Raw genomic sequence first — 26,835 nt, 5'->3', positions numbered from 1 at the left:
CTAGCACGAGGTGAGGGTAGCCTCACCTCATCTCGCCGGACGGTCAGCCGAGCCCGTGGGCCTCGCGGATCACGTCGACGATGCCGCCCATGATCTCGGTGAGACCGAAGTCCTTCGGCGTGTAGACCGCGGCCACGCCCAGCTCGCGCAGGCGGCGGCCGTCGGAGTCGGGGATGATCCCGCCGACGATGACGGGCACGTCGTCGACACCGGCCTCGCGCAGCCCGTCGAGCACGGCCGGCACCAGCTCCATGTGCGAGCCGGAGAGGATCGAGAGGCCCACGCAGTGGACGTCCTCGGCCACGGCCGCCGACACGATCTGCTCGGGGGTCAGCCGGATGCCCTGGTAGACGACCTCGAAGCCCGCGTCCCGGGCGCGCACGGCGACCTGCTCCGCGCCGTTGGAGTGACCGTCGAGCCCCGGCTTGCCGACGAGCAGACGCAGCCGCCCGCCCAGCTCCTCGCCCGTGGCACGCACCCGGTCACGCACGGTCGAGAGCTCCGTGCCGGCCTCGGCGGCGCCGACCGCGCCGCTCACGCCGGTGGGGGCCCGGAACTCGCCGAAGACCTCGCGCAGCGTGCCGGCCCACTCCCCCGTGGTCGCCCCGGCGCGGGCGGCGGCCAGGGTGGCGGGCATGAGGTTCTCGTCGGTCTTGGCGGTGGCGGCCAGGGCGGCCAGCGCCTCGGCCACCGCCGTCTCGTCGCGCTCGGCCTTCCAGGCCTCGACCGAGGCCCGCGCCGACTGCTCGGCCTGGGGGTCGGCGGCCATGATGGCGCCGTCGAGGTCGGCGGTGAGGGGCGAGGGCTCGGTGGTCTCGTAGACGTTGACGCCGACGATCTTCTCCTCGCCGTTCTCGATGCGCCCGCGGCGGGCCGCGTGGGCCGAGACCAGCTCCTGCTTCATGTAGCCCGACTCGACCGCGGCGATCGCCCCGCCCATGGCCTGCACGCGGTCGATCTCGGCACGGGCGCTGGCGACGAGCTCGGCCACCTTGGCCTCGATGACGTGGGAGCCGTCGAAGATGTCGTCGTACTCCAGCAGGTCGGACTCGAAGGCCAGCACCTGCTGCAGCCGCAGCGACCACTGCTGGTCCCACGGGCGCGGGAGGCCGAGGGCCTCGTTCCAGGCCGGGAGCTGCAGGGCGCGGGCGCGGGCGTTCTTCGACAGCGTCACCCCGAGCATCTCCAGCACGATGCGCTGCACGTTGTTCTCGGGCTGGGCCTCGGTCAGCCCGAGGGAGTTGACCTGCACGCCGTAGCGGAAGCGGCGCATCTTGGGGTCCTCGACGCCGTAGCGCTCCCGGGTGATCTCGTCCCAGAGCTCGACGAAGGCCCGCATCTTGCAGGTCTCCTCGATGAAGCGCACCCCGGCGTTGACGAAGAAGGAGATCCGGCCGACGACCTTGCCGAAGTCGGCCTCCGAGACCTGGCCCGACTCCTTGACCTGGTCGAGCACCGCGATCGCGGTGCACAGCGCGTAGGCCAGCTCCTGGGTCGGCGTCGCCCCGGCCTCCTGGAGGTGGTAGCTGCAGATGTTGATCGGGTTCCACTTGGGGATCTGGTGGACCGTGTAGGCGATCATGTCGCTGATCAGGCGCAGCGAGTGCTCGGGCGGGAACACGTAGGTGCCCCGCGAGAGGTACTCCTTGATGATGTCGTTCTGCGTCGTGCCGGCCAGCTGCGCCGCGACGTCCTCGGGGGTGACCTCGCCACCGTGCGCCGCGCCGGCCTGCTCCTCGGCCACGACCTGGTACATCGCCAGCAGCCACATCGCGGTGGCGTTGATGGTCATCGAGGTGTTCATCGAGGTCAGCGGGATGTCCTGGAAGAGCTTGCGCATCTCGCCGAGGTGCGGCACCGGCACGCCGACCTTGCCGACCTCGCCGCGGGCCATGACCGAGTCGGGGTCGTAGCCGGTCTGGGTCGGCAAGTCGAAGGCGACCGAGAGCCCGGTCTGCCCCTTGGCCAGGTTGGTGCGGTAGAGCGCGTTGGAGGCCGTGGCGGTCGAGTGCCCGGCGTAGGTGCGCATCACCCAGGGCTTGTCCTTCTCGGTCATGGACTGAGAGTAGGGCGAGATCTACCGCTTGGTAACCGGCGTCCGGTGTGGCACATGTGACACCCGCCACCGGCCGGCTCAGGCCGTGACGCGGTCGAGGTCGACGACGCGGATGAGGTGGGAGAGGTGCAGCAGCCGTCGTACGGCGGGGCCCGCGCCGCGCAGCACGAGGTGGTGGCCCTCGATCGAGGCCTGCCGGGTGGCGAAGGCGAGCACCTTGAGCGCCGTCACGTCGACGGTGTCGACGTCGGTGAGGTCGACGACCACCTGGCCGTGGGCGTCGAGGTGGTCGTAGAGCGCCGTGCGCACCCGGAAGGTGCTCCGCACGTCGAAGTCGCCGTGCAGCGCCAGCGTGGGTCCGTCGGTGGTGATGTCCATCGTCGCCCTGCCTCCCGAGCCGCGGCGCCGCCGTCGGCGCCGCTGTCACCTACCTTGACGCCTCCGGCAGGCGTCCGGTTGCACCGATCGGGTGACTTTCTGCGACGTGTCGGTAGGTGAAGCCTCAACCGGAGGCGGCCGCGGACCCCGACACACGGTCCTGGACCACCGCGAGGGCCCCCGTGGCGAGGCCGATGAGGGCCATGCCCGCGACGCCCTCCGGGGCGAAGATGTGCCCGATGTGCACGAGGTAGGCCCCCGGCAGGAGCACCAGGCCCACCAGCGCGGGCACCCGCAGCCGCGCCAGCTGGTCGGCCGCGAGCACCGCCACGCACGCGAGCAGGGCCCACGACCCGATCTCGCCCAGCGGCGTGCCGATGCGGAACATCAGGCTCACCGCGGGCGGGCGGGGCACGCCGGGCCCGAGCTCGTGGGTCACCCAGCCGGCGCCGATGCCGCTGATCACGTCGAGCGCGGAGTAGAAGGTGGCGTAGACGTAGGCCGTCAGCCGCACCACCCACGACACCGGGTCGCGCCGGCCCCGCACGAGGGCGGCGAGCGCGGCGCCGACCAGGGGGAAGACCAGCAGGCCGGGCACGTGCAGCGCGAACCAGCGCCACGAGGTGTCGTAGCTGAGGCCGTGGGGGTGGAAGAGCCCGGCCACCGCCAGCACGAGCCCGGGCAGGGCGAGCAGCAGGGGCCAGGTCACGCGACGACTCATGCCTGCGAACCTAGCCGGGCCCAGGTCGGACCGGCGCGGCCGAGGAGACGCCGGGCGGGCCGAGGGGGCCGGCGGGGCCGATAGGCTCGGGCCATGGTCAACCTCACCCGGATCTACACCCGCACCGGCGACGCCGGCGAGACCCGCCTGGGGGACATGAGCCTCACCTCCAAGAACGACCCCCGGCTCCACGCCTACGCCGACGTCGACGAGGCCAACGCCACCATCGGCGTCGCCGTGGCCCGCGGCGGTCTCGAGGACGACGTGGTCGCCCTGCTGACCCGGATCCAGAACGACCTCTTCGACGTCGGGGCCGACTTCTGCACCCCGGTCGTCTCCGACCCCGAGTTCCCGCCGCTGCGCATCGAGCAGGACTACGTCGACCGTCTCGAGCAGTGGTGCGACGCCTACAACGCCGACCTGCCCGCCCTGCGGTCCTTCATCCTCAACGGGGGCACCGAGGGAGCAGCCCAGCTCCACGTCGCCCGCACCGTCGTCCGTCGCGCCGAGCGCGCCGCCTGGGCCGCCTGGTCCGAGCACGCCGAGACCATGAACAAGGTCGCCATCACCTACCTCAACCGGCTCTCCGACCTGCTGTTCATCCTGGCCCGCCACGCCAACCGCCACCAGGGCGACGTGCTCTGGGTGCCCGGGGGCGAGCGTGGCTGAGCTGTCGCCCGACCGCTTCTGGTCCCTGGTCGACCTGCTCGGCGGTCGCGTCGACGCCGCGGGCGTGGCCCGCCTCGAGGAGGCGCTGCTCGCCGCCGACGTCGAGGAGACGCTGGGCTTCGCCGACGAGCTCGACGCGCTGGTCAGCGAGCTGGTGGTGAGGTGCACCGTCGTGCTCGATCCCGACGAGCAGCGCGTCGAGGTGCCCGACGAGGTCGCCGAGCCGGCCGAGCTCGTCGCCACCGCGGTGGTCGCGGCGGGCCGCGACACCCACGACCGGGTGCTCGGCGCGGGGCAGCCCCTGTCCTCGCGCGAGTGGGCGTGGCGCGAGGCCGCCCTCCTGCTCGAGGCGGGCATGGGCGATGAGCGCCTCGACGACCTCGCCGGCCCCGACGTGCTGCTGCAGTGGCGCACGACGCAGGTGCCCGACCGCGTCGACACCGACTGGGACGCCGACGCGCTCGGCGGGCTCGACCTCGGCATCGACCCGACGCTCGGCGTGGTGCTCGCGCGCGACCCCGACCTCGAGGAGGCCCTGCTCCGGCTGCAGGCAGACCCGGAGTACCAGCGCCGCCGGACCCTGATCGAGGACATCGACCTCCACCTGGTGGTCTCCGAGGTGGCCGAGCCCGAGCTCACCGCCTGGCCCACGCCCGAGGCGGTCGAGCACGCCGTGCTGGAGGTGCCCGTCGGCACCTTCGCCCTCGACGGCTCACCGCGCACCGACACCTACCTCGACCTCGTGGTCACCCTCGTCGTCTCGGTGCAGGAGCAGCTGGGCGACCCGGCCTAGCCGCGCGTCACGCCGGCGCCGGGCTCACCCGTGCACCGGCACTCCTCGCGCTGGAGCCACCAGCCGTTGCGCACCACCGCGGAGTGGGTGCAGGTCATGCCGTGCCAGTCGTGGCGGCAGCTGTCACAGACGAGGCTCATGGTGACTCCCGGGGTTCGGTCGAGGTGGGGAGGCCTGGCCGAGATCCTGCCCTCCACCCTGCCCAACCGGACAGGTCGCCCCTGGTCACGCGGCGGTGGCAGCGACCTCGCTCACACCGACCGGTCGCGGGTCGCGAGGACGGCCGCCGCCGCGGGCCCCATCAGCACCGCGACGACGAGCAGGGAGTGCAGCGTCCCGACCACGTCGGCCAGCTGGCCGAGCAGCGGCGGTCCGGCGAGGAACGCGCCGTAGCCGATCGTCGAGACGACGCTCACCCGCGCCGCCGCCCGGGCGGGGTCGTCGGCGGCCGCGCTCATCCCGACGGGGAACCCGAGGGAGGCGCCCAGCCCCCAGACCACGATGCCGAGGGCGACCAGCGGCAGCGGCTCGGCCAGCACCGTCAGCACGGTGCCCGCACCCGCGGCCGCCGCGCTCGCCCACAGCACCGGGCTGCGTCCGAAGCGGTCGAGCAGCGACGTGCCCAGCAGCCGCCCCGCGGTCATGGCGGTGACGAACGCCGCGAAGCCGGCGACACCCACCCACCGCGGCACGTCGTGGCCGTCGATGAGGGCCAGGGCGAGCCAGTCGTTGGCGGTGCCCTCGACCATGGCGAAGGCCAGGACCATGACCCCCAGCGCCAGGGTCCGGGGCTCCGACCACGCCGTGCGCGGCCGCTGCTCGCTGCGCGCCGACGGGGCCGCGGGGGGCAGGAACGAGGACGCGCCGCGCACCGCCAGCACGACGGCCACGACCACGACCGCCCCGAGGTGCACGGGCATCGCGACGCCGAGGCCGCTCATCGGGATGCCGAGCACGGCGCCGCCGATGGTGCCGAGGCTGAAGCCGGCGTGGAAGCGCGGCATGACCGTGCGCGCCAGACGACGCTCGACCTCGGCGGCCTCGACGTTCATCGAGACGTCCCAGACGCCGATGCCGACACCGTGCACGAAGAGGCCCACCGCGGCGACGGGCACCGACTCGAGCCAGAACGCACCGCACGCGGCGAGCAGCAGCCCCGTGCCGTCGACCAGGGCCCCGCCGCGCAGCACGGCGCCGGGGCTCCAGCGCTCGATGAGCCTCCCCGTGCTGGGCAGGGCGAGCACGGACCCCGCCGCGATCGCCAGCAGGAGCAGGCCGAGGTCGCCGTTGCCGAGGTCGAGGCGCGAGCGCAGGTCGGGGATGCGGGAGACGAGCGAGGCGAAGAGGAAGCCGTTGAGGGCGAAGCTGAGACCGACGGCGTTGCGGGCACGACGCACGGTGGGGTCGGCCGGGATCGTCGTGGTCGTCACGGCATCTGCGCGCCCGGGGGCTTCGCCTCGAGCCAGGACTGGAAGCCGGTCAGCGAGGCCGGGGCGAGGGCGAGCTCGACCTGCCCCGCCGGGGAGTCGCAGCACACGACGACGTGGTCGGGGTAGAGCGAGACCTGCTCGGTGCCGTCGGGCTCGCGTCGACCGACGAGCTCGAGGTCCTCGCGCTGCCACACGCGCTTGGGACGCGGCGAGAGGGAGAAGATGCGGAACCACTCGAGGGTCTCCCCCGAGTAGCGACCGATGCCGAGCAGCCAGCCGCGGCCCGGGCGCTCCGTGCGCACCCGGTGGCTCAGCTCGAAGGTGCCTCCGTCGCGGGAGATGAGCCGGCGGCGCACCACCAGGGCGACGGCGTAGAGCAGCGCGAGGAGGAGCAGCAGCCCGAGAGCGTCGAGCAGCCACTGCCACAGCGGCATCCGCCCACCCCCACCCTGCGCTTGAAAGAGCAACGACCCGAGGCCCTCACCCTACTGGGGTGGGTGCCTCGGGTCGTGGCGGGGTGGTGCTGTGACGTGCAGGGAGGTGCTGGACCTCAGCGGGCCTTCTCGACCGCACGGATGCGGGCCTCGGCCCGGCGGATCCGCTGCTCGGCCTCGTCGCTGGTCGGCAGGCCACGGGCCTCGTCCAGCTCGGTCCGGGCGTTGTCGACGTCGATCTCCTCCGAGAGCACGGCGTGCTCGGAGAGGACGGAGACCCGGTCACCGGCCACCGACAGGAAGCCCCCGTCGACCGCGGCGACCACGACGCCCTCGGGCGCCGAGATCTCCACGACGGCGTCGGTGAGCAGCGAGAGCAGCGGCGCGTGACCGCGCAGCACACCCACGTCGCCCTCGACCGTGCGGGCGATCACCATCGAGGCCTCGCCGGACCACACGGTCCGGTCGGCCGCGACGAGCTCGACCTGCAGGCCGGTGTCGGACGACGCCATCAGAGGCTCTTCTGGATCTCGGCCCACTTCGCCTCGACGTCGTCCAGACCGCCGCACATGAAGAAGGCCTGCTCGGCCACGTGGTCGTACTCGCCGTCGGCGATCTTGTTGAACGCCTCGATGGTGTCCTTCACGGGCACCGTCGAGCCCTCGATGCCGGTGAACTGCTTGGCGACGTAGGTGTTCTGCGACAGGAAGCGCTGGATGCGACGGGCGCGGGACACGATGATCTTGTCCTCCTCCGACAGCTCGTCGACACCGAGGATCGCGATGATGTCCTGGAGCTCCTTGTTGCGCTGCAGGATCGCCTTGATCCGGATGGCGCAGTCGTAGTGCTCCTGCCCGATGTACTGGGCGTCGAGGATCCGCGAGGTCGAGGTCAGCGGGTCCACCGCGGGGTAGATGCCCAGCGACGCGATCTCGCGCGAGAGCTCCGTGGTGGCGTCGAGGTGCGCGAACGTCGTGGCCGGCGCCGGGTCGGTGTAGTCGTCGGCGGGCACGTAGATCGCCTGCAGCGAGGTGATCGAGTGACCGCGCGTCGAGGTGATCCGCTCCTGGAGCTGACCCATCTCGTCGGCCAGGTTGGGCTGGTAGCCCACGGCCGAGGGCATGCGGCCCAGCAGGGTCGACACCTCCGAGCCGGCCTGGGTGAAGCGGAAGATGTTGTCGATGAAGAGCAGCACGTCCTGGTTCTGCACGTCGCGGAAGTACTCCGCCATCGTCAGGGCCGAGAGGGCCACGCGCAGGCGGGTGCCCGGCGGCTCGTCCATCTGGCCGAAGACCAGGGCGGTCTGCCCCAGCACGCCGGCCTCCTCCATCTCCGCGATGAGGTCGTTGCCCTCGCGGGTGCGCTCGCCGACACCGGCGAACACCGACACACCGCCGTGGTCCTTGGCGACGCGGGCGATCATCTCCTGGATGAGCACGGTCTTGCCCACGCCGGCGCCGCCGAACAGGCCGATCTTGCCGCCGTTGACGTAGGGCGTCAGCAGGTCGATGACCTTGATGCCGGTCTCGAACATCGTGGTCTTCGACTCGAGCTGGTCGAAGGCGGGGGCCTTGCGGTGGATGCCCCAGCGCTCAGTGACCTCGTACTCCTCGCCCTCGGTGAGGTTGAGGACGTCACCGGTCGCGTTGAACACGTGACCCTTGGTGATGTCGCCGACGGGCACGGTGATGGGCTCGCCGCTGTCGGTGACGGTGGCGCCGCGCACCAGGCCGTCGGTCGACTGCATCGAGATGGCGCGGACCATGCCGTCGCCGATGTGCAGTGCGACCTCGAGGATCAGCGTCTTGGTCTCGCCACCCAGGGTCAGGTCGACCGTGAGCTTGTTGTAGATGTCGGGCATCGCGTCGACGGGGAACTCCACGTCGACGACGGGGCCGGTCACCCGAGCGATGCGACCGGTGCTCCCCGACGCCGTGGTCTGGGTCTCTTCAACGATTGCAGTCATGTCTCTCACTCAGCTCTGTTCACTCGTGGGAAGCGTTGGCGTCGGCCAGGGCGTTGACGCCACCGACGATCTCGCTGATTTCCTGTGTGATGCCAGCCTGGCGGGCCTGGTTGGCGATCCGGGTGTACTTCTTGATCAGCTCGTCGGCGTTGTCCGTGGCGGACTTCATCGCCTTCTGGCGGGCGGCGAGCTCGGAGGCCGCCGCCTGCAGCAGGCAGAAGAAGATCCGGCTCTGGACGTACTGCGGGAGCAGCCCGTCCAGCACGGCCTCGGGCGAGGGCTCGAACTCGTAGAGCGGCAGCAGGTCGGCGTCGGACGGGGTGTCGTCGTCAGCGGCCTCCACCACCTCGAGCGGGAGCAGCCGCGTCGCGGTCGGCTCCTGGGTCAGCATCGACACGAAGCGCGTGTAGACCACGTGCACCTCGTCGACGTCACCCTCCTCGCCCTGCTCCTTGAGGAAGGACTCGATGAGCGCCTCCCCCACCTCGGCCGCGACGTCGTAGGACGGCTGGTCCGAGAAGCCCGTCCACGACCGCACCACCGGGCGCTGGCGGAACTTGTAGAACGCCTCGCCCTTGCGACCGCAGAGGTAGAAGTCGATCTCCTTGCCCTCCTCGCGCAGCCGCTCGGAGAGGCGCTCGGCCTCCTTGAGCACGCTGGCGGAGTAGGCCCCGGCCAGGCCCCGGTCGCTGGTGACGATCAGGACCGCGGCGCGCTGGGGGTTCTCCTCCTCGCGGGTCAGCGGGTGGTCGACGTTGGAGAACGTCGCCACCGCCGAGACCGCGCGGGTGAGCTCGCGGGCGTACGGCGCGGCCGCCTGCGCCCGCTGCTGCGCCTTGATGATGCGGGACGCAGCGATGAGCTCCATGGCACGCGTGATCTTCTTCATCGACTCCGTCGACTTGATCCGCGCGCGGTACTCACGCAGCGACAGGGCCATCGGTCAGCCCCGCTTCTGCTTGACGATCTGCTCCTGGCCGAGCTCGTCGTCCTCGAGGGCCTCGGCGGGGGCCTCGTGGCCCACCTTGATCGAGGAGCCGTCGGAGGTCTCGAACTGGTCGAGGAACGACTCGTAGGCACCGATCAGCGACTGCTCGGTGTCGTCCTCGAACTTCAGCGTCTCGCGGATGGTGGCGAGGATGCCGTCGTGCGAGCGACGCAGGTAGTCGAGGAACTCGTTCTCGAAGCGCAGGACGTCGTCGGTGGGGACCTTGTCCAGACGCCCGCTGGTGCCGAGCCACAGCGAGGCGGTCATCTCCTCGACGGGGTACGGCGAGTAGGCCGGCTGCTTGAGCAGCGCCATGAGGCGCTGGCCGCGGTCGAGCTGCTGGCGCGAGGCCGCGTCGAGGTCGGAGGCGAACATCGCGAAGGCCTCCATCGCGCGGAACTGCGCCAGGTCGACCTTGAGCGAGCCGGTGACGCCCTTCATGGCCTTGGTCATCGCCGAGCCACCCACGCGCGAGACCGAGACACCGACGTCGATGGCCGGGCGCTGGTTGGCCGCGAACAGGTCCGACTGCAGGAAGATCTGGCCGTCGGTGATCGAGATGACGTTGGTCGGGATGAACGCCGACACGTCGTTGGCCTTGGTCTCGATGATCGGCAGGCCGGTCATCGAGCCCTTGCCCATCTCGTCGGAGAGCTTCGCGCAGCGCTCCAGCAGGCGGGAGTGCAGGTAGAAGACGTCACCGGGGTAGGCCTCGCGGCCCGGCGGGCGACGCAGCAGCAGCGACACGGCGCGGTAGGCCTCGGCCTGCTTGGTCAGGTCGTCGAAGACGATGAGGACGTGCTTGCCCTCGTACATCCAGTGCTGGCCGATGGCCGAGCCGGTGTAGGGGGCGAGGTACTTGAAGCCCGCCGAGTCCGACGCGGGGGCCGCGACGATGGTGGTGTACTCCAGCGCGCCGGCCTCCTCGAGGGCGCCGCGCACCGAGGCGATGGTGGAGCCCTTCTGGCCGATGGCGACGTAGATGCAGCGCACCTGCTTGTCGGGGTCGCCGGTCTCCCAGTACTGCTTCTGGTTGATGATCGTGTCGATCGCGACCGTGGTCTTGCCGGTCGCGCGGTCGCCGATGATTAGCTGGCGCTGGCCACGGCCGATCGGCGTCATGGCGTCGATCGCCTTGATGCCGGTCGCCAGGGGCTCGTGCACCGACTTGCGCTGCACCACCGAGGGCGCCTGCAGCTCGAGCGCGCGACGACCGCTGGTCTCCAGCTCGCCCAGACCGTCGATCGGGGTGCCGAGCGGGTCGACGACACGGCCGAGGTAGCCGTCGCCGACGGGCACCGAGAGCACCTCGCCGGTGCGGCGGACCGTCTGGCCCTCCTCGATCTTGTCGAAGTCACCGAGGACGACGACACCGATCTCGCGGGTGTCGAGGTTCAGGGCCAGGCCGAGCGTGCCGTCCTCGAACTCGAGGAGCTCGTTGGCCATCGCGGAGGGCAGGCCGCTGACGCGGGCGATGCCGTCACCCGCCTGGGCCACGGTGCCGACCTCTTCCTTGCTGGCGGCGTCGGGCTGGTAGTCGGCGACGTACTTCTGCAGCGCGTCGCGGATCTCCTCCGGACGGATGGAGAGCTCCGTCATCTTGGTGCCTTCTCTCTTGTCTCTTGCTTCAGGCGGTCTGGGGCGACTGGTCGCGGGTGGAGCGGTGGTGCGGGGTGCCGGTCTCCCCCAAGGGTGACCGGCGGGTGGTCATCCGGCGATGCGGCGGCGGGCGTCGTCGAGGCGAGCGGAGACGGTGCCGTCGATGACGTCGTCGCCGATCTCGACCTTCACCCCGCCGATGACCGAGGGGTCCACCACCAGGTTGAGGTGGACCGGACGGCCGTACTGGCGCGAGAGGACCTCGGTCAGGCGCTCGCGGTCGGCAGCGGAGAGCTCGCGGGCCACGCGCACCGTCGCCACGCCCTGGCCGTGGACCTCGGCGGCGACCTTCTGGTACTCGGCGAGGGCGACCCCGACGGTCCGGTAGGTGCCGGCGAGCGACTGCTTGGCCAGCGCGGCGGTGGCGCCGAGCGCCTTGCCGCGCAGCAGGTCGTCGACCAGCGCACGCTTGTCGTCGACCGAGCGGGCGGGGTCGGACAGCGCGTCGCGCAGCGACGGGTTGTCCTTGACGGCCTGCGCCAGGGCGAAGAGCTCGTCGGCCAGGCGACCCGCGTCGTTGCCGGCGGAGGTCACCACGGCGACGACGCCGAGGTGCTCGAGCGCGTCGGGCAGGTCGCCCGAGGCGGTCCAGCGGCGCGAGGCCGCCGAGCGGAGCAGACCCAGGGTCTCCTCCCCGGCGCGGGATCCGAAGACCTCGCCGACGATGCCCGTGCGGGCCTCGGCCGGGATCGAGCCGTCGGTGACGAAGCGCCGCAGGGCGCCCTCGCCGCGCAGGGTCGCCGCGACCGAGAAGAGCTCGTCACCGACGGTGGCGGCACGCTCGGACGAGCCGGACACGGAGGTGCCCAGCTCGTCGGTGAGCGTGGCGACCGCGTCGACCGAGGCTCCACGGAAGTGCGACATCAGTTGACCCCGCTCCCGCCGGCCGGGGCGGAGCCCGACTCGAGGTCGGCCAGGAAGCGCTCGACGACACGGCTCTGGCGAGCGTCGTCCTCGAGGCTCTCGCCGACGATGCGACCGGCCAGGCCGGTCGCCAGGGCGCCGACCTCGGCCCGCAGCGAGGTGACCGCCTGCTGGCGCTCCGCCTCGATCTGGGCCTTGCCGTTGTCGACGATGCGGGTCGCCTCGGTCTGGGCCTGCTCGCGCATCTCCGAGATGATCGAGGCCCCCTGCTCGCGGGCCTCCTCGCGGATGCGCGCGGCTTCGTGCCGGGCCTCGCTGAGCTGCTGCTCGAGCTCGGCCAGCTTGGCGTCGGCCTCGGCCTGCTTGGTCTCGGCAGCGGCCAGCCCACCCTCGATCGCCTGGGTGCGGTCGGCGTAGGTCTTCTCGAACGACGGCACCACGAACTTCTTGACGAGCAAGAAGAGGATGCCGAAGACGATCAGCGACAGGACGATCTCGACGGCGTGCGGAACGAGCGGGTTGAGCTCGCCGTCCTCCGACGCCCTCACCACGAGGGGTGCGAACGGTGCTTGCATGGGCTAGTCCTTCCGGTCCTGCGTGAGCCCGACTCGGTCAGAGAACGAACGCGAGGGCGATGCCGATGATCGCGAGCGCCTCGGCGAGCGCGAAGCCCAGGATGGCGATCGACTGCAGGCGGCCCTGGGCCTCCGGCTGACGGGCCACACCGGAGATGTAGGCGGCGAAGATGAGACCGATGCCGACGCCGGGGCCGATGGCGGCCAGGCCGTAGCCGATCATGTTCATGGAGCCAGTGAGTTCCACGACTTTCCTTTCGGTTTGTACTACTTCGGGGTTCTGGGCGGGTCGTGCGGGTGGAGCAGTGGGGCCGACGGTCAGTGCTCGTCGGCGAGAGCGCCCTGGATGTACATCGCGTTCAGCAGGACGAAGACGTAGGCCTGGAGGAACTGAACCAGCAGCTCCAGGAAGGCGACGGCGATGAAGAGCACCCAGGCGAGGACGCCGACCGGCGCGTAGGCCAGCGACATCTCCGCGATGATGTACTCGCCGCCGAGGGCGAAGAGGATGAGCAGCAGGTGGCCCGCGAACATGTTCGCGAAGAGACGCAGCGCCAGCGTGACCGGGCGGACCAGGATGTTGGAGAGGAACTCCAGCGGCACCAGCAGCAGCAGGATCGGCCCGGAGATGCCGGCCGGCACCGACTGGAGCTTGAAGTAGCCCACGAAGCCGTGCTTCTTGATGCCCACCGCGTTGTAGATGATCCAGCTCAGCGCGGCCAGCCCGTAGACCATGCCCGCGCGGGAGAAGGTCGGGAACTGGATGAAGGGGATCGTCGCGAAGAGGTTGTTGAGCAGGATGAAGAAGAACAGCGCGAACAGGTACGGCACGAACCGCATGAAGTCGTGGCTGCCGATGATGTCGCGCGCCATCGAGTTGCGGACGAACCCGTAGGCCTCCTCGCCCACGAACTGCAGCTTGCCCGGCACCATGGCCCGCTTGCGCGAGGCCAGGTAGAAGAAGCCGAACACGAGCACCGCTGCCAGCACGAGCTGGAGCATGGGCTTGGTGACGGCCAGCAGCTGGGTCTGGCCGAGGAACTCGTAGGACCCGAAGTCGCCGCCGATTCCGGGCAGGTCGAAGTCCGCGGGACCCGGCGGGGTGAAACCCTCGCTGGCGGGGATGAGGCTGCTCAACGTGTCTCCTGTGTCTGCGTCAACGGGTGCGTCACTGCTGCGCCTGCTGGTCGTGCGGCTGCTGCTCGTGGTGCGGGGCGTGGTCCCGGGTGTCGGGCTGGGCGCCGGGCTTGACGTAGGGCTGCGGTCGGAACCGCGCCCAGGTCTGGTAGAGGCCCAGGGTGATGCCGGTCAGGATGCCGACGACGACGAGGAACTGGGTCCCCCACCACCGGTCGAGCCCCCATCCGATCCCGCCGTAGACGAGCACCCCCGAGACCAGGTAGCCGAAGGCCAGCCACGGGTCGCCCTGCACGTCTCCCGTGGGGGACGTGGTGGGGTCGGGGTCGCTCTGCCCGGAAGGAGAGTCTTCAGGAGCCATCGCGCGTCGGACAATAGCAGCCGCCATGGGTCAGCGATCACCCGCCCGGGCCGCACCGGACGCGGGCGTCCGGTGGTCGTCGGTGCCGGGCGGCGCCTCTGCGGTGAGGGCGTAGGCGGGGATCCGTAGCCGGGTGGTGAGGGCGATCTGGAGGACCACCCACGACAGGGTCCCGACGACGGCACCCGCTGCGACCCAGCCGGCGGCCAGGGTCTCCCCCAACGCGCCGCTGCGGTCGAGGGCGAGGAAGCCGACACCGGTCAGGACGACCTGCAGCAGGTACGTCGTGAGCGCCACCACGAGGGCGAGACCGGGCGCGACGGTGGCCACCGCGTCGACGGCCAACGAGCCGAGCGCGAAGACCACGACGACGAGCCCGGCACCCACGGCGGCGCCGTAGGCCGCCGGGGCCCCGGAGACGACGGCACCCAGGCCGGCCAGGACCAGCCCGGCTCCCACCGAGACCGCCGCGCCTCCGAGGAGCACGGGGGCCACGCTGGTGCGCGGGTCCTGCTGCGACTCGGTCGTCATCGTCGGCGGCCGTTCTCTGGGGGCGGGAGCGGGGGTCGAGAGGCGTTCTGCACGATCGTGACCGCGCTCGTGAAAACTATCACAAGGCCTCCCCGCGGACCCAAACCGCAGGTCAGACGGGGTCCGTGACGCCGGCCGGACGGTGCACACGGGGCAGGAGGAAGGTCAGACCCGCGGTGGCGGCGGTGGCGACGAGGAGCACGACCAGCACCCAGGCGCCGGTGTAGAGGCTGGCCAGCACGGTGCCGAAGGCGACCAGCGCGGCCCAGAGCCACATGATGAAGACCGCGCGCCGCTGCGAGTGCCCGATCTCCAGCAGCCGGTGGTGCAGGTGCTGCTTGTCGGGGGCGAAGGGAGAGCGGCCGGCCCGGGTGCGGCGCACCACCGCCAGCACTAGGTCGAGCAACGGGATGACGAGGATGGAGATCGGCAGCAGCAGCGGCAGCAGGGTCGGCAACAGGCTGGCCTGACCGCCCGAGGCGCCCTGGGAGATGTCGGCGCCGGCGAACTGGCCGGTGAGGGTGACCGCGGAGGCCGACAGGACCAGCCCGATGAGCATCGAGCCGCTGTCGCCCATGAAGAGGCGGGCAGGGTTGAAGTTGTGGGGCAGGAAGCCGGCGCACGCGCCCGCCAGGGCCACGGCCAGCAGGGCCGCCGTCGTGGCGCGAGGCGCGTTGTTGGCCACCGTGAGCTGGTAGCAGAAGGCGAAGAAGGCCAGCGCCCCGATGCCCACGACGCCGGCGGCCAGCCCGTCGAGACCGTCAACGAAGTTGACCGCGTTGACGGTCGCCACCACCACGAAGCCGGTGAGCAGCGCCCCCTGGGCGGGGTCGAGGGAGAACACGGTGCCGTCGGTGGTCGGGAAGAAGTAGAACTGGACCCCGAAGGCGATGAGGAAGCCGGCGGCGAGCACCTGGCCGCCGAGCTTGGTGAGCGCGTCGAGCTCGAAGAGGTCGTCGAGGACGCCGACGGCGCAGATCAGCGCGCCGGCGATGAGCACGATGCCGGCGTCGCGGAAGACGAAGGCGCCGCTCGCGGAGAGGAACGGCAGCTCGCGCGCCACCAGGTAGGCCGCGACGAGGCCCCCGAGCATGGCCAGCCCCCCGAGGTAGGGGATCGGCTCGTCGTGGACGTCGCGGTCCCGCACCCGGGCGACGGCGCCCGTGCGCAGGGCGATCTCGCGGGCGATGACGGTGAGCAGGTAGGTGACCGCAGCGGCGACCAGGAAGACCAGGACGTACTCGCGCACGGCTCTCGTCAGTCCCCGTGGGTCAGGGTCGCGCCGAGCGGCTCGAGCACCTCGTTGAGCTGCTCCAGCGAGAGGGCGCCCAGCCGGAGCACCCGACCCTGGGCGCCGGTGACGTCGACGATCGTGGAGCTCTCCCCCACCGGGGACTCCCCTGCGTCGACGATGACGGCGACGTCCTCACCGAGCATCTCCTCGGCCTGGTCGGCGTCGGTGGCCGCGGGCATCCCCGTCTTGTTGGCCGAGCTCACGGCCAGCGGGCCGGTGCGCTCGAGCACCTCCCGGGTCAGCTCGTGGTCGGGCATGCGCAGCGCGACGGTGGCCCGGGTGTCACCGAGGTCCCACTGCAGGGAGCCCTGCTGGTGGCACACCAGGGTGAGCGGGCCGGGCCAGAAGGCCTCGACCAGGGCGCGGGCGTAGCCGGGGATCTTGGTGGCCAGCGCGTCGATCGTCGTCGCCGAGCTGACCAGCACCGGCGGGGGCATCTCGCGACCCCGCCCCTTGGCGGCCAGCAGCTCGCGGACCGCGGCCGGGTCGAAGGCGTCGGCGGCGATGCCGTAGACGGTGTCGGTGGGCAGCACGACCAGCAGGCCGCGCTGGACGGCGAGGGTCGCGGCCTCGACGGCCTCCTCGCGCTCCTCGTCGGTGGTGGTGGCGTAGCGCAGCTTGTCAGTCATCGCCGCTCATCGTGCCAGTCTCGCGGTCGTGAAGCGCGCACGCCCTGCCAGGTCGGTGTGGTCGCGCACGTCGGCCCACCGCCCGGCGGCCACGAAGACGGCCGGCGCGGACTCCCCCTGCACGTCGGCGTGCTCGGCGCCCACGACGCCACCGGGGCGCAGCAGCTGGGCCGCCCGCACCGCGAGCACGCGCATCGCGTCGAGCCCGTCGTCGCCGGAGAAGAGCGCCAGGTGGGGGTCGTGGTCGCGGGCCTCGGGGGCCACCGACTCCCACGCCTCCAGCGGCACGTAGGGCGGGTTGCAGCTGATCACGTCGACGGTGCCCCGCAGGTCCTCGAAGGCCGTGGCCATGTCGCCGCGGCGCAGCTCCACCCCGGTGCCCGACAGGTTGCGCTCCGCCCAGGCGTGGGCTCCCTCGTCGAGCTCGACGGCGTGCACCCGCGCGCCGGGCACCTCGTCGGCCAGCGCGCGGGCGATGGCGCCGGAGCCCGTGCAGAGGTCGACCACCACGGGCTCACGGCCCTGCGCCAGCACCGCGCGGGCGGCGTCGACCGCCCACCCGGCCAGCAGCTCGGTCTCCGGGCGGGGCACGAAGACCCCGGGGCCGACGGCCAGCTCGACGTGGCGGAACGCCGCCGTGCCGGTGAGGTGCTGCAGCGGCTCGCGCGAGGCGCGGCGCGCCACCAGGGCGTCGTACGCCGCGAGGGCCGGGCCACCGACCCGGTCGACCAGCACCAACCGGCCGCGCGTGGTGCCCAGCGCGTGCGCCAGCAGGGCGTCGGCGTCGTGCTCGGGCGAGGCGACCCCCGCCTCGCGCAGGCGCGTGCTGGCCGCGGCGAGCACCTCGCGGCGCGCCCGGTCGGGCCCGGGGCCGGCGCTGGTCACCTCAGTCCTCGAGCGCGGCGAGCCGCGCGGCCAGGTCGGCCTCGACGCTGGAGGCGATGACGGGCTCGAGGGCGCCGTCGAGCACCTGGTCGAGGTTGTAGGACTTGTAGCCGGTGCGGTGGTCGGAGATGCGGTTCTCGGGGTAGTTGTAGGTGCGGATCCGCTCGGAGCGGTCGACGGTGCGGACCTGGCTGCGACGGGCGTCGCTGGCCTCGGCGTCGGCCGCCTCCTGGGCCACGGCCAGCAGCCGGGCCCGCAGGATGCGCAGTGCCTGCTCCTTGTTCTGCAGCTGCGACTTCTCGTTCTGGCAGCTGGCCACGATGCCGCTCGGCACGTGGGTGATGCGCACCGCGGAGTCGGTGGTGTTGACGCTCTGGCCGCCCGGGCCGCTGCTGCGGAAGACGTCGATGCGCAGGTCGTTGTCGTCGAGCTGCACGTCGACCTGCTCGGCCTCGGGGAGCACGAGCACCCCGGCGGCGCTGGTGTGGACCCGCCCCTGCGACTCGGTCACCGGCACCCGCTGGACGCGGTGCACCCCGCCCTCGAACTTCAGCAGGGCGTAGGGCGCCTCCCCCGGCTCCGGGGTGCCCTTGGCCTTCACCGCGACGGTGACCGACTTGTAGCCGCCCAGGTCGGACTCGGTGGCGTCGAGGACCTCCAGGGCCCAGCCACGGGTCTCGGCGTAGCGGGTGTACATCCGCAGCAGGTCGCCGGCGAACAGCGCCGACTCCTCGCCGCCCTCGCCGGACTTCACCTCCAGCAGGGCGTCCTTGTCGTCGGCGGCGTCGCGGGGCACCAGCAGCCGGCGCAGCCGCTCCTCGGCCACGACGCGGCGGGCCAGGAGCTCCTCGGCCTCCGCCGCGAAGGCGGGGTCCTCGGCGCCGAGCTCGCGGGCCGCCTCGGCGTCCTCGCCCAGACCGGTCCACTCGCGCCAGGCGGCGATGACCGAGGACAGGGCGGCGTAGCGCTGGTTGAGGCGCTTGGCCAGCCGGGCGTCGGCGTGGGTCTCGGGCGCGGCGAGCCGGCGCTCGAGCTCGGCGTGCTCGCCGAGCATGCCCTCGACTGCCTCGAACACGGAGCCTCCCGGGTGCTGTGAGCGGTGCTGGTGCGGCGTGGGTCGGAGAACCTGGTGGTACGACACGAGCGCCGGCCCCCGTCACGGTGGACGGGGACCGGCGCTCGAGGAGGACTACTTCTTGGCAGCCTTGGCGTAGCGGGCCTCGAAGCGGGCGACGCGGCCGCCGGTGTCGAGGATCTTCTGCTTGCCGGTGTAGAAGGGGTGGCACTGCGAGCACACGTCGGCGCGGATCTCGCCGGACTCCTTGGTGCTGCGGGTCGTGAACTGGGCGCCGCAGGTGCAGGTGACCTGGGTGTCCACGTAGGTCGGGTGGATGTCGCTCTTCATGCTGTCCTCATCTCCTGTTCCCGTCTCCGGGAGGGCGCCGGGTCGTCGGCGCGGGATGCGCGGACGTGAACCGGTGCCAGGTGGTCATTGTGCCAACGTCGGGCCCGGCGTCCCAATTCCCTGCCGCGCCGAGCGCTCGGGCAGGCGCACCACCACCGTGGTGCCGCGCCCCTCCTCCGAGGTGATCCGCACGTCGCCGCCGTGCTTGTCGACGATGGTCTGCACGATGCGCAGCCCGAGGCCGGTGCCGGCGATCTCGTTGTCGACGGCGTTGGAGGCGCGGAAGAAGCGGCCTCCCAGCTGGTCGACCTCGTCGGCGGGGATGCCGATGCCGCTGTCGCTCACCGTCACCCGCACCATGGCCTCGTGCGCGCCGGCCGCCACCGTCACCACCGAGCCCGGCCGGCTGAACTTCACGGCGTTGCCGATCACGTTGAGGAAGGCCCGCGCCAGCATCGCGCGGTCCATCAGCACCCACAGCGGGTCCTCGGGCTCCTCGACCTCCACCCTCAGGTCGCGACCGGCCGCCGTGATGGCCACGTCGGTGAGCACGTCGCGCAGCAGCAGGCGCACGTCGCCCTGCTCGAGGCTCGTGCTGCGGGCCTCGGCCCGCGACAGCGTGAGCAGGTCGTCGATCAGCAGCCGCAGGCGGGCGACGTTGCGCGTGGTCGCCTCCAGCATGCGCTGGTGACGGGGGCCCATCGCGTCCTCGAACTCCTCGGCCACCATCTCCAGGTAGCCGCTGATCGTCGTCAGCGGCGTGCGCAGCTCGTGGGAGACGTTGGAGACGAAGTCCTCGCGCGCCGTGTCGAGCTCGCGCAGCTCGTCGTGGATGTGGGCCTCCACGGCCCGCGCCCGGGCCTGGGCGTCGGCGAGCTCGTTGAGCGCCGCCGCGACGGCGCGGACCTCGCGGGTGCCGCCGTCGCCGGCCCGCACCTCGAGGCGACCCGCGGCCATGTCCTGCACGACCGTCTCGAGGTCCTGCAGCGGCCGGGAGAGGTCGCGGCGCAGGTCACGGCGCGCGCGCGTCACCACCAGTCCGGCCAGGGCGGTGAGGAGCAGGGTCGCCGCGATGGTCGCGCCCACCAGCCACCAGGCCCGGGTGCGGGCCTGCGCGGTGAGGTCGTCGAAGGCCCGCGCGGTGACGGCGTGCTCCGCGCGGTAGCGGGAGAAGAGGTCCTGGCCCAGGGCGAAGCGCGCGGGGTCGAAGGTCTCGGGTCCGCCGGGGGCGGCGGCGCGCGGGTCGGCGTACTGGTCCAGCCAGCGCTGCCCGGCCTCGAGCTCCGAGGCCAGGAGCGGCTGGAGGTCGGGCTCGGAGGCCGCGAAGTCGGCGACGTCCCGCTCGTGGCCGGGCAGGCGTGCGGCGGCCTCGCGGTAGTCCTCCAGCGCCGCCGCGTCGCCGCTGCGCGCCCACGCACCGACCGCGGACTCCAGGTCGGTGAGGTCCTGGAGCACCTCCTGGTGGGACTCCGCCGCGGGAGTCACCTCCGAGGTCACGCGCGAGACCGCCTGGGCGGCCAGCAGCATCCCGCCCACCGCGACGACGGCCAGGGCCACCACGACGACCAGCAGCCGGCGCACCACCAGGCCGACGAGGTCCTCGACGCTCGCGGCGTGCGCCCCGCTCCGCCTCATCGGGTGCGGGTGAGCAGGGCCTCCACACGCGACGCCAGCTCGCGCGGGCTGAACGGCTTGGTGATGTAGTCGTCGGCACCGGAGTCGAAGCCCGACTCGACGTCGGACTCCTGCGCCCGGGCGGTCAGCAGGATGACGGGCAGGTCGGCCAGCGACGGGTCGGCCCGGATGGACTTGATCGCGTCGAGGCCCGAGACCCCCGGCATCATGACGTCGAGCACGGCCAGGTCGGGGCGCGAGGCCTGGCAGGCGGCCACCGCGGCCGCGCCGTCACCGACGGCGGTGATCTCGTGACCGAGCATGCTCAGCTTGAACTCGACGAGCTCTCGGATGTCGACGTCGTCGTCGGCCACCAGGATGCGGGCCACGTGGTCAGCCTTTCGGGAGTTGCACGGCAGGACGGGTCGAGGGGAGCCGCCAGCGTAGCCGTCCTCGGCCCGGCGCGCGCCGGAACGTCCCTCCCCCGGGCGCACGGGGGCCGCCGGTCCGGACCGGTGACGGCCCGGACCAGCGGCCGCGGGCGCTCAGGCCCGGCCGCGACCGGTGGGAGCCGCAGCGGCGGTGCGCTGGACCTGCATGAGCAGCTCGATGTTGGTCGAGGTGCCCCGCAGGCGCTCCAGCAGCAGCTCCTGGGCGGCCTGCGGCTCGAGGGCGGCCAGCTCGTGACGCAGGGCCCACACGATGTCGACCTCCTCGGCGCCCATGAGCAGCTCCTCGCGCCGCGTGCCCGACCGCGCCGCGTCGACCGCCGGGAGCAGCCGCTTGTCGGCCAGGTCGGTGCGCAGCCGGATCTCGGCGTTGGCCGTGCCGGCCAGCTCCTCGAAGATCAGCTCGTCGATCGGGGAGCCGCTCTCCACGACCGCCGTGGCGAGGATCGTGAGGGACCCGCCGTCCTCGACGTTGCGGGCGGCGCCGAAGAACCGCGTCGTGGGGTGCAGCGCGGCGGCGTCGACGCCACCGGGCAGCACCCGCCCGCTCGAGGGCAGCGAGAGGTTGTAGGCGCGGCCCAGCCTGGTCAGTCCGTCGAGCAGGACCACGACGTCGTGGCCGAGCTCGACGAGCCGCTTGGCCCGCTCGATCGCGAGCTCGGCGACCATCGTGTGGTCGCTCGGCGGGCGGTCGAAGGTCGAGGCGATGACCTCCCCCTTCACCGACCGCTCGAAGTCGGTGACCTCCTCGGGACGCTCGTCGACGAGCACGACCATCAGGTGGCACTCGGGGTTGTTGGTGCTCACCGAGCGCGCCACCGACTGCAGCACCGTCGTGCGGCCGGCGCGGCCCGGGGCCGCGAGCAGCGCCCGCTGCCCCTTGCCCAGCGGGGCGGTGAGGTCGAGGGCACGGCCCACGACGTCGGCACGGCCGGTCTCGAGCCGGAGCCGCTCCTCGGGGTGCACCGGCGTCAGCGCCGCGAACTCCACGCGGTGGCGGGCCGTGTCGGGCTCGGCGCCGTTGACGGAGTCGATGCGCACCATCGGGTTGAACTTCTCCTTGCGCTCGCCCTCGCGGGGCTGGCGCACCTGCCCGACGAGCGCGTCACCGCGTCGCAGCCCGAACTTGCGGACCATCGACAGCGACACGTAGACGTCGTCGGTGCCCGGCAGGTAACCGCTCGTGCGGACGAAGGCGTAGTTGTCGAGCACGTCGAGGATGCCGGCCGCCGGCACGAGCACGTCGTCGTCGAGCACCTGGGTGTCGGGCTCGTTGCGCGCGCCGCCCGCCGCGCGCGGACCCCGCTCGCGGTCACGTCCCCGGCGGCGGCGGTTGCGCCCCGTGCCGCCCTCGTCGTCCTGCTGCTCGGCGCCCTGGCCGCCCTGGTCCTTGCCGCCCTGGTCCTTGCCGCCCTGGTCGTTGCCGCTCTGGCCGCGCTGCTCCCTGCCTTGCTGGCGGTCCTGCTGGCGGTCCTGCTGGCGGTCCTTGCCGCCCTGGTCGTTGCCGGCCTGGCCCTGCTGGTCCTTGCTGTGCTGGTCCTTGCCTCGCTGGTCCTGCTGACCCTTGCCGGACTGCTTGCCCTGCTGGTCCCTGCCCTGCTGGTCCTGGTCCTGCTGACCGCGGCCCGCCTGCTTGTCCTGACCGCGCTGCTGACGGTCCTGCTGGCGGTCCTCCTGACGGTCCTGCTCCCGCGCGGCCGGGGCGTCCGGGGCCGGCTGGTCGGCCGCCCCGGTCGCGACGCGCTCGGCACGCCGCTCGCGCACCCGGGCCGAGCGGCTCTCCTGGCGCACCTGGGTCGTGCCGCCCGGGCCGGCCTCGGCCGCCGCGACCGGCGCCGGGTCGGGCAGGGCCGCACCTGCGCAGCGTCCGCAGCGTCCGCCGCGTCCGCCGCGCACCTACCTCGTCACCCGGGTCGTCGACGGCGACACCCTGGAGCTGGGCGACGGCACCACGGTGCGCCTGGTGGGCGTCGACACCCCCGAGGTCGGCGAGTGCGGCTCGGAGAAGGCCACCGCGCTGCTCAGCCGGCTGGTGCTGGGCGCGCGGGTGGACCTGCGCCGCAGCGACGAGGACCGGGACCGCTACGGGCGTCTGCTGCGCTACGTCGACCTCACCTCGGGCCCGCGCCCCGACGCCGGGCTGCGCCTCATCGACGCGGGTCTCGCCGTCGCGCGCTACGACTCGCGCGACGGCTACGGCGCGCACCCACGCGAGCGGTCCTACGTCGCCGCCGACCGCGCCGCCGGCGACCTCACCTGCCGTACGCCGGCGCCGGTGCGCGCCCCGGCCGCGGCGTCGTGCGCCGCGGGCTACTCGCCGTGCCTTCCGCTCTTCCCGCCCGACGTCGACTGCGCCGACGTCGACGGGCCGGTGCGGGTGACCGGACCTGACCCGCACGGCCTGGACGCCGACGGCGACGGCACCGCCTGCGAGTAGGGCAGGCGGGACCGCCACGGAGTCGGACGGGCACACCGACCCGACCTGCGCCGGGCCAGGCCGGGTCGTCGCGTCCCTGCGGGCGGCGCGCGGCCGGCGCGCGCCCACCCGCGAGCCAGTGCCCGTCCGGCTCCGCGGGCCCTGTGTCGGGCCCGGCCGGGCCGGGCCTCGCGGGTCCGGTCAGAGCCCCCGGCGGGTCGAGCGGATGCTGTCGCGGCCGTTGCGGGCGAGGTACTGCGCCACGTTGAGCGCGGGGTGCCGGTCGGGGGCGGGGTCGCGGCCGTCGGCCATGCGCCACATCTGCACGGAGTAGTGGACCAGCTCGGTGAGGTTGTCGAGGGTCTTGATGCCGCTGCGGCGCGGGCGGACCCGGCTGCTGGTGACGCTGCCGTCGAGCAGACCAGCCGGGGCGTGCGGCTCGACCGTGAGCGGGCGCCCCAGCCCGACGACGTCGACCGCGCCGCTGGCGACGGCCTCGCTCATCGCGCCCAGGGTGCGGAAGCCGCCCGTGAGCATGAGTGGCAGGTCGGGCACCTCGCGGCGCACGCGCTCGGCGAAGTCGACGAAGTAGGCCTCGCGGCGCCGCGTGCTCTCCTTCAGGCTCGGGTCGACCCCGAGCATGGCCGCGCTGGAGTAGGTGCCGCCGGAGACCTCGAGCAGGTCGACGCCCTCGGCGGCGAGCACGCGCGCGACCTCCAGGGAGTCGTCCTCGCCGAAGCCGCCGCGCTGGAAGTCGGCGGAGTTCAGCTTCACCGACAGCGACCGGTGCTCCCCGATCTCGGCGCGCACCGCCCGCACCACCTCGACCAGGAACCGGCGACGACCCTCGGCGTCGCCGCCCCAGCGGTCCTCGCGCCGGTTGGTCACCGGGGAGAGGAACTGGCTGATGAGGTAGCCGTGGGCGGCGTGCACCTGCACCCCGTCGAAGCCGGCGCGGCACACGATCCCGGCGGTGCGCGCGAAGCGGGCCACCAGGTCGACCACCTCGTCGTCGGTGAGGGCGCGCGGGGTCGCGAAGAGGCCGGCGGTGCCGGGCACGGCGATCGCCGAGGGAGCGACGGGCCGGGGGGTGAGCGTGCGCGGCGCCTGGCGCCCGGGGTGGTTGAGCTGCACCCACACCCGCGCCCCTCCGGCCTTGGCCGCGCTCGCCCAGGCGCGCAGGTCCGCGAGGTCGCGCTCGTCCTCGACCGCGACGTTGCCGGCCTCGCCGAGCGCGGTGCGGTCGACCATGACGTTGCCGGTGACGATGAGCCCGGTGCCGTTGTCGGCCCAGCGCTCGTAGAGCCGTCGGATGCGGCTGCCCGGCGAGAGGTCGCGACGACCGAGGCCCTCGCTGAGGGCGGCCTTGGCCAGCCGGTTCGGCAGCGGGTCCCCGTGGGCAAGCGCGAAGGGCCGGGCGAGCAGGGCGCGCTGCTCCTCCGGGGAGGGTCCGGGTGCGGGCGTCGGCGGGGTCGGCGAGGCGGCGGTCACCGCAGCATCCTCGCCCGACGCCCCTCCCCCGCGCAGCCGACGTGACGCGCGACACGTCCGCCCATCGCCACCGGGTGATCCTGCCGATTCCGTCGTACGGCGGCGCCCTCGGCTACGATTACCGCAGTCCGCACCCCGATCGGACACCCCGATCCGCAGCATCGCCCCACGTGGGTGACCTCGCACCGATCACCTCGCGCCGACCACCTCGCCCCAGCCTCCTGGAGAGACCGCATGACGACCACGCCCGACCCGCAGTCCGCGACGAGCGCGCCCGACCGCGACGTGGTGGTCGTCGGCGCCGGACCGGCGGGGCTGATGACCGCCCGCACGCTGCAGGCGGCCGGGCTGAGCGTGGCCGTGCTCGAGGCCCGCGAGCGGGTCGGCGGGCGCACGTGGAGCGACGTCGTCGACGGCGCCTTCCTCGAGCTGGGCGGGCAGTGGGTCTCCCCCGACCAGACCGCGCTGCTGGGGCTCCTCGACGAGCTCGGTCTGTCGACCTTCCCGCGCTACCGCGAGGGCCGCTCGCTCTACCGCACCGCCGAGGGCGAGACGGTGGCCTACGAGGGCGAGACCATGCCGGTCGGCGACGCGACCGCGGCGGAGATGGAGCGGCTCACCGCGCTGCTCGACGACCTGGCCGCCGAGATCGGCTGCCGCGAGCCGTGGGCCTCGCCGCGCGCCCGCGAGCTCGACCGGATCTCCTTCCACCACTGGCTGCGCGAGCAGTCCGGCGACGAGGTGGCCTGCGACAACATCGGGCTCTTCATCGCCGGCGGCATGCTCACCAAGCCCGCGCACGCCTTCTCCGCGCTCCAGGCCGTGCTGATGGCGGCCTCGGCAGGGTCGTTCTCCCACCTGCTCGACGACGGCTTCATCCTCGACCGGCGCGTGGTGGGCGGCATGCAGTCGGTGAGCGAGGCCATGGCCGCCGACCTCGAGGTGCACCTCGAGACCCCCGTGCGCACCATCCGCACCCACGCGGCCGGCGTGACCGTGGAGTCCGACCGGACCACCCTCACCGCCCGTCGCGTCGTCGTCGCGGTGCCGCCGAACCTCTACACCCGCATCAGCTTCGACCCGCCCCTCCCGCGTCGCCAGCACCAGATGCACCAGCACCTGTCGCTGGGCCTCGTCATCAAGGTGCACGCGGTCTACGACCGCCCGTTCTGGCGTGAGCGGGGACTGTCGGGCACCTGCTTCGGCCCGGGCTCGCTGGTGCAGGAGGTCTACGACAACACCAACCACGACGACCCCCGCGGCACGCTGGTCGGCTTCGTCTCCGACGAGAAGGCCGACGCCCTGCTCGAGCTCGACGACGACGCGCGGCGCACGGCCGTGCTCGGGTCGATCGCGGAGTACCTCGGGCCCGACGCCCTGGCCCCCGAGGTCTACGCCGAGTCCGACTGGGCCAGCGAGGAGTGGACCAGGGGCGCGTACGCCGCGTCCTTCGACCTCGGCGGGCTCTCGCGCTGGGGCCGCCACCAGACAGCGCCCGTGGGCCGCATCCACTGGGCCTGCTCCGACACCGCCGCCGAGGGCTACCAGCACGTCGACGGGGCGCTGCGCCGCGGGGCGGCCGCCGCCCAGGAGGTCCTCGACGCCGGCTGACCGTCCCGACCGGCGGCGGGCTCGTCGACCGCCCAGCGGCCGCGGACGGCCTGGCGCGGTGCGCCGTACGGCTCGCCCTCGGCGCCGCCCGGCGCGTCAGCACCCGGCCGGCCCGGCCGATCGGATCTGCGAGCCGAGGGTCCCCCCCCCCCCCCCCCCCCCCCCCCCCCCACGCCCCCCCCCCCCCCTCTCGGAGACCGTCATGACCCTCGACACCCTCGCGACCACGCCCACGAGCCCCTCGTGCGTCGCCGGCGCGCCGACCAGCCCGGGTCGCGGGCACGCGGCCCGGTCGACGCCGCACGGTCGGCGCCGCCCCGAGGGCCCCGGCGCGGCCGGCGCGGGCTGGCTCCTCGCCGCGGCCGGCGCGTCCTCGGCCGTGGTCACCCTGCTGACCACCGCGGCCGCGCAGCCGGGGCTCGCGGGTGCCGCCGCCCCGGCCACCGCAGCCGCGACGACGGGCGCCGTCGCCCTGCTGG

At 73.0% G+C, this 26,835-nt stretch carries 30 protein-coding genes; 5 read left to right on the top strand and 25 right to left on the bottom strand.

Translation table 11 applies throughout. The features are described 5' to 3' along the window. Positions 1–43 precede the first annotated feature (43 nt). The 3 genes from LPA27_RS14755 to LPA27_RS14745 all read right to left on the bottom strand — a co-directional run bounded on the left by LPA27_RS14755 (position 44) and on the right by LPA27_RS14745 (position 3,155). Positions 44–2,056, bottom strand: a complete 2,013-nt coding sequence (locus tag LPA27_RS14755; protein WP_228942915.1) for a protein meaA — start codon at positions 2,054–2,056, stop codon at positions 44–46. Positions 2,057–2,134: 78 nt separating this feature from the next. Beyond that, positions 2,135–2,434: an STAS domain-containing protein gene (locus LPA27_RS14750; RefSeq protein ID WP_056864133.1), complete on the bottom strand. Its 300-nt coding sequence runs from the start codon at positions 2,432–2,434 to the stop codon at positions 2,135–2,137. A 124-nt stretch (positions 2,435–2,558) separates the two neighbouring features. Beyond that, on the bottom strand, positions 2,559–3,155 hold the full coding sequence (locus LPA27_RS14745; protein ID WP_228942914.1) for a hypothetical protein: 597 nt from the start codon (positions 3,153–3,155) through the stop codon (positions 2,559–2,561). A 93-nt stretch (positions 3,156–3,248) separates the two neighbouring features. On the opposite strand from LPA27_RS14745, the gene LPA27_RS14740 reads away from it, so the two are divergent. Continuing rightward, positions 3,249–3,824 (top strand): cob(I)yrinic acid a,c-diamide adenosyltransferase, encoded by a 576-nt coding sequence (locus tag LPA27_RS14740; RefSeq protein WP_228942913.1) that lies wholly within the window; start codon positions 3,249–3,251, stop codon positions 3,822–3,824. Next, entirely contained in the window at positions 3,817–4,617 is an 801-nt protein-coding gene (locus LPA27_RS14735; protein WP_228942912.1) for a hypothetical protein, read from the top strand. Before LPA27_RS14740 ends, LPA27_RS14735 begins: the two co-directional genes overlap by 8 nt. Here LPA27_RS14735 and LPA27_RS14730 read toward each other — a convergent pair. From LPA27_RS14730 to rho, 21 genes are all read right to left on the bottom strand, one after another. Beyond that, positions 4,614–4,757, bottom strand: a complete 144-nt coding sequence (locus LPA27_RS14730) for a hypothetical protein (protein WP_228942911.1) — start codon at positions 4,755–4,757, stop codon at positions 4,614–4,616. The genes LPA27_RS14735 and LPA27_RS14730 overlap by 4 nt on opposite strands. A 111-nt stretch (positions 4,758–4,868) precedes the next feature. Beyond that, positions 4,869–6,047, bottom strand: coding sequence for an MFS transporter (locus LPA27_RS14725; protein ID WP_228942910.1), 1,179 nt, complete (start codon positions 6,045–6,047; stop codon positions 4,869–4,871). Next, positions 6,044–6,481, bottom strand: a complete 438-nt coding sequence (locus LPA27_RS14720; protein ID WP_056903841.1) for a DUF2550 domain-containing protein — start codon at positions 6,479–6,481, stop codon at positions 6,044–6,046. The genes LPA27_RS14725 and LPA27_RS14720 overlap by 4 nt, the downstream gene beginning before the upstream one ends. Positions 6,482–6,597: 116 nt before the next feature. Continuing rightward, the gene (locus LPA27_RS14715; RefSeq protein ID WP_056864127.1) at positions 6,598–6,993 is read right to left on the bottom strand and encodes a F0F1 ATP synthase subunit epsilon; all 396 of its coding nucleotides are present in this window, start codon (positions 6,991–6,993) and stop codon (positions 6,598–6,600) included. Next, a complete protein-coding gene (gene atpD / locus LPA27_RS14710) occupies positions 6,993–8,447 on the bottom strand; it encodes a F0F1 ATP synthase subunit beta (protein WP_056864126.1) in 1,455 nt (484 codons plus the stop codon). Before atpD ends, LPA27_RS14715 begins: the two co-directional genes overlap by 1 nt. A gap of 19 nt (positions 8,448–8,466) precedes the next feature. Then, positions 8,467–9,387 (bottom strand): F0F1 ATP synthase subunit gamma, encoded by a 921-nt coding sequence (locus tag LPA27_RS14705; RefSeq protein WP_056864125.1) that lies wholly within the window; start codon positions 9,385–9,387, stop codon positions 8,467–8,469. A gap of 3 nt (positions 9,388–9,390) precedes the next feature. After that, complete coding sequence (atpA, locus tag LPA27_RS14700) at positions 9,391–11,034, bottom strand: F0F1 ATP synthase subunit alpha (RefSeq protein ID WP_056864124.1); 1,644 nt, start codon at positions 11,032–11,034, stop codon at positions 9,391–9,393. Between the two features lie 108 nt (positions 11,035–11,142). Next, positions 11,143–11,958 carry a F0F1 ATP synthase subunit delta gene (locus LPA27_RS14695; RefSeq protein ID WP_056864123.1) on the bottom strand — a complete coding sequence of 272 codons (816 nt, stop codon included), beginning with the start codon at positions 11,956–11,958 and terminating at the stop codon, positions 11,143–11,145. Then, positions 11,958–12,533: a F0F1 ATP synthase subunit B gene (locus tag LPA27_RS14690; RefSeq protein WP_056864122.1), complete on the bottom strand. Its 576-nt coding sequence runs from the start codon at positions 12,531–12,533 to the stop codon at positions 11,958–11,960. The genes LPA27_RS14695 and LPA27_RS14690 overlap by 1 nt, the downstream gene beginning before the upstream one ends. Before the next feature lie 37 nt (positions 12,534–12,570). After that, positions 12,571–12,762, bottom strand: coding sequence for an ATP synthase F0 subunit C (atpE, locus tag LPA27_RS14685; RefSeq protein WP_251534340.1), 192 nt, complete (start codon positions 12,760–12,762; stop codon positions 12,571–12,573). Positions 12,763–12,851: 89 nt separating this feature from the next. After that, entirely contained in the window at positions 12,852–13,670 is an 819-nt protein-coding gene (gene atpB, locus LPA27_RS14680) for a F0F1 ATP synthase subunit A (protein WP_082500231.1), read from the bottom strand. 31 nt (positions 13,671–13,701) lie between these two features. Further along, complete coding sequence (locus tag LPA27_RS14675) at positions 13,702–14,031, bottom strand: AtpZ/AtpI family protein (RefSeq protein ID WP_156697861.1); 330 nt, start codon at positions 14,029–14,031, stop codon at positions 13,702–13,704. Between the two features lie 30 nt (positions 14,032–14,061). Then, positions 14,062–14,562 carry a hypothetical protein gene (locus LPA27_RS14670; protein WP_056864119.1) on the bottom strand — a complete coding sequence of 167 codons (501 nt, stop codon included), beginning with the start codon at positions 14,560–14,562 and terminating at the stop codon, positions 14,062–14,064. 112 nt (positions 14,563–14,674) lie between these two features. Continuing rightward, positions 14,675–15,811, bottom strand: coding sequence for a glycosyltransferase family 4 protein (locus LPA27_RS14665; protein WP_056864118.1), 1,137 nt, complete (start codon positions 15,809–15,811; stop codon positions 14,675–14,677). An 8-nt stretch (positions 15,812–15,819) separates the two neighbouring features. Beyond that, positions 15,820–16,485: an L-threonylcarbamoyladenylate synthase gene (locus LPA27_RS14660; RefSeq protein WP_056864117.1), complete on the bottom strand. Its 666-nt coding sequence runs from the start codon at positions 16,483–16,485 to the stop codon at positions 15,820–15,822. A 6-nt stretch (positions 16,486–16,491) separates the two neighbouring features. Beyond that, complete coding sequence (gene prmC, locus LPA27_RS14655) at positions 16,492–17,370, bottom strand: peptide chain release factor N(5)-glutamine methyltransferase (protein WP_228942909.1); 879 nt, start codon at positions 17,368–17,370, stop codon at positions 16,492–16,494. A 1-nt stretch (position 17,371) separates the two neighbouring features. Beyond that, positions 17,372–18,445 carry a peptide chain release factor 1 gene (gene prfA / locus LPA27_RS14650; protein WP_056864115.1) on the bottom strand — a complete coding sequence of 358 codons (1,074 nt, stop codon included), beginning with the start codon at positions 18,443–18,445 and terminating at the stop codon, positions 17,372–17,374. Positions 18,446–18,559: 114 nt separating this feature from the next. Beyond that, positions 18,560–18,775, bottom strand: a complete 216-nt coding sequence (rpmE, locus tag LPA27_RS14645) for a 50S ribosomal protein L31 (RefSeq protein WP_056864114.1) — start codon at positions 18,773–18,775, stop codon at positions 18,560–18,562. An 84-nt stretch (positions 18,776–18,859) separates the two neighbouring features. Further along, positions 18,860–20,410 carry a sensor histidine kinase gene (locus LPA27_RS14640; RefSeq protein WP_056864113.1) on the bottom strand — a complete coding sequence of 517 codons (1,551 nt, stop codon included), beginning with the start codon at positions 20,408–20,410 and terminating at the stop codon, positions 18,860–18,862. Continuing rightward, complete coding sequence (locus LPA27_RS14635) at positions 20,407–20,778, bottom strand: response regulator transcription factor (protein WP_082500230.1); 372 nt, start codon at positions 20,776–20,778, stop codon at positions 20,407–20,409. The genes LPA27_RS14640 and LPA27_RS14635 overlap by 4 nt, the downstream gene beginning before the upstream one ends. Positions 20,779–20,934: 156 nt before the next feature. After that, a complete protein-coding gene (gene rho, locus LPA27_RS14630) occupies positions 20,935–22,629 on the bottom strand; it encodes a transcription termination factor Rho (RefSeq protein WP_324251263.1) in 1,695 nt (564 codons plus the stop codon). A 7-nt stretch (positions 22,630–22,636) separates the two neighbouring features. Here rho and LPA27_RS14625 point away from each other — a divergent pair, with 7 nt between their 5' ends. Further along, positions 22,637–23,275, top strand: coding sequence for a thermonuclease family protein (locus LPA27_RS14625; RefSeq protein WP_228942908.1), 639 nt, complete (start codon positions 22,637–22,639; stop codon positions 23,273–23,275). Positions 23,276–23,455: 180 nt separating this feature from the next. On the opposite strand, the gene LPA27_RS14620 is transcribed toward LPA27_RS14625, so the two are convergent. Next, on the bottom strand, positions 23,456–24,745 hold the full coding sequence (locus LPA27_RS14620) for an NADH:flavin oxidoreductase/NADH oxidase family protein (protein WP_228942907.1): 1,290 nt from the start codon (positions 24,743–24,745) through the stop codon (positions 23,456–23,458). A 234-nt stretch (positions 24,746–24,979) separates the two neighbouring features. Here LPA27_RS14620 and LPA27_RS14615 point away from each other — a divergent pair, with 234 nt between their 5' ends. After that, positions 24,980–26,356 (top strand): flavin monoamine oxidase family protein, encoded by a 1,377-nt coding sequence (locus tag LPA27_RS14615; RefSeq protein WP_228942906.1) that lies wholly within the window; start codon positions 24,980–24,982, stop codon positions 26,354–26,356. Between the two features lie 202 nt (positions 26,357–26,558). Continuing rightward, the coding region (locus LPA27_RS14610; RefSeq protein ID WP_228942905.1) for a hypothetical protein at positions 26,559–26,835 on the top strand (277 nt) is incomplete at its 3' end.

It is taken from the genome of Nocardioides sp. Leaf374 (genome assembly GCF_916862475.1).
In the GTDB taxonomy this organism is placed as follows: domain Bacteria; phylum Actinomycetota; class Actinomycetes; order Propionibacteriales; family Nocardioidaceae; genus Nocardioides; species Nocardioides kribbensis.
This window is presented reverse-complemented; position numbering and strand designations above follow the sequence as displayed.

Bases quoted from the DNA above. Each gene is read 5' to 3' on its own strand.
- LPA27_RS14755 (WP_228942915.1), bottom strand. From the start codon at position 2,056: ATGACCGAGAAGGACAAGCCCTGGGTGATGCGCACCTACGCCGGGCAC.
- LPA27_RS14750 (WP_056864133.1), bottom strand. From the start codon at position 2,434: ATGGACATCACCACCGACGGACCCACGCTGGCGCTGCACGGCGACTTC.
- LPA27_RS14745 (WP_228942914.1), bottom strand. From the start codon at position 3,155: ATGAGTCGTCGCGTGACCTGGCCCCTGCTGCTCGCCCTGCCCGGGCTC.
- LPA27_RS14740 (WP_228942913.1), top strand. From the start codon at position 3,249: ATGGTCAACCTCACCCGGATCTACACCCGCACCGGCGACGCCGGCGAG.
- LPA27_RS14730 (WP_228942911.1), bottom strand. From the start codon at position 4,757: ATGAGCCTCGTCTGTGACAGCTGCCGCCACGACTGGCACGGCATGACC.
- LPA27_RS14720 (WP_056903841.1), bottom strand. From the start codon at position 6,481: ATGCCGCTGTGGCAGTGGCTGCTCGACGCTCTCGGGCTGCTGCTCCTC.
- LPA27_RS14715 (WP_056864127.1), bottom strand. From the start codon at position 6,993: ATGGCGTCGTCCGACACCGGCCTGCAGGTCGAGCTCGTCGCGGCCGAC.
- atpD (WP_056864126.1), bottom strand. From the start codon at position 8,447: ATGACTGCAATCGTTGAAGAGACCCAGACCACGGCGTCGGGGAGCACC.
- LPA27_RS14705 (WP_056864125.1), bottom strand. From the start codon at position 9,387: ATGGCCCTGTCGCTGCGTGAGTACCGCGCGCGGATCAAGTCGACGGAG.
- atpA (WP_056864124.1), bottom strand. From the start codon at position 11,034: ATGACGGAGCTCTCCATCCGTCCGGAGGAGATCCGCGACGCGCTGCAG.
- LPA27_RS14695 (WP_056864123.1), bottom strand. From the start codon at position 11,958: ATGTCGCACTTCCGTGGAGCCTCGGTCGACGCGGTCGCCACGCTCACC.
- LPA27_RS14690 (WP_056864122.1), bottom strand. From the start codon at position 12,533: ATGCAAGCACCGTTCGCACCCCTCGTGGTGAGGGCGTCGGAGGACGGC.
- atpE (WP_251534340.1), bottom strand. From the start codon at position 12,762: ATGAACATGATCGGCTACGGCCTGGCCGCCATCGGCCCCGGCGTCGGC.
- LPA27_RS14675 (WP_156697861.1), bottom strand. From the start codon at position 14,031: ATGGCTCCTGAAGACTCTCCTTCCGGGCAGAGCGACCCCGACCCCACC.
- LPA27_RS14670 (WP_056864119.1), bottom strand. From the start codon at position 14,562: ATGACGACCGAGTCGCAGCAGGACCCGCGCACCAGCGTGGCCCCCGTG.
- LPA27_RS14660 (WP_056864117.1), bottom strand. From the start codon at position 16,485: ATGACTGACAAGCTGCGCTACGCCACCACCACCGACGAGGAGCGCGAG.
- rpmE (WP_056864114.1), bottom strand. From the start codon at position 18,775: ATGAAGAGCGACATCCACCCGACCTACGTGGACACCCAGGTCACCTGC.
- LPA27_RS14640 (WP_056864113.1), bottom strand. From the start codon at position 20,410: ATGAGGCGGAGCGGGGCGCACGCCGCGAGCGTCGAGGACCTCGTCGGC.
- LPA27_RS14615 (WP_228942906.1), top strand. From the start codon at position 24,980: ATGACGACCACGCCCGACCCGCAGTCCGCGACGAGCGCGCCCGACCGC.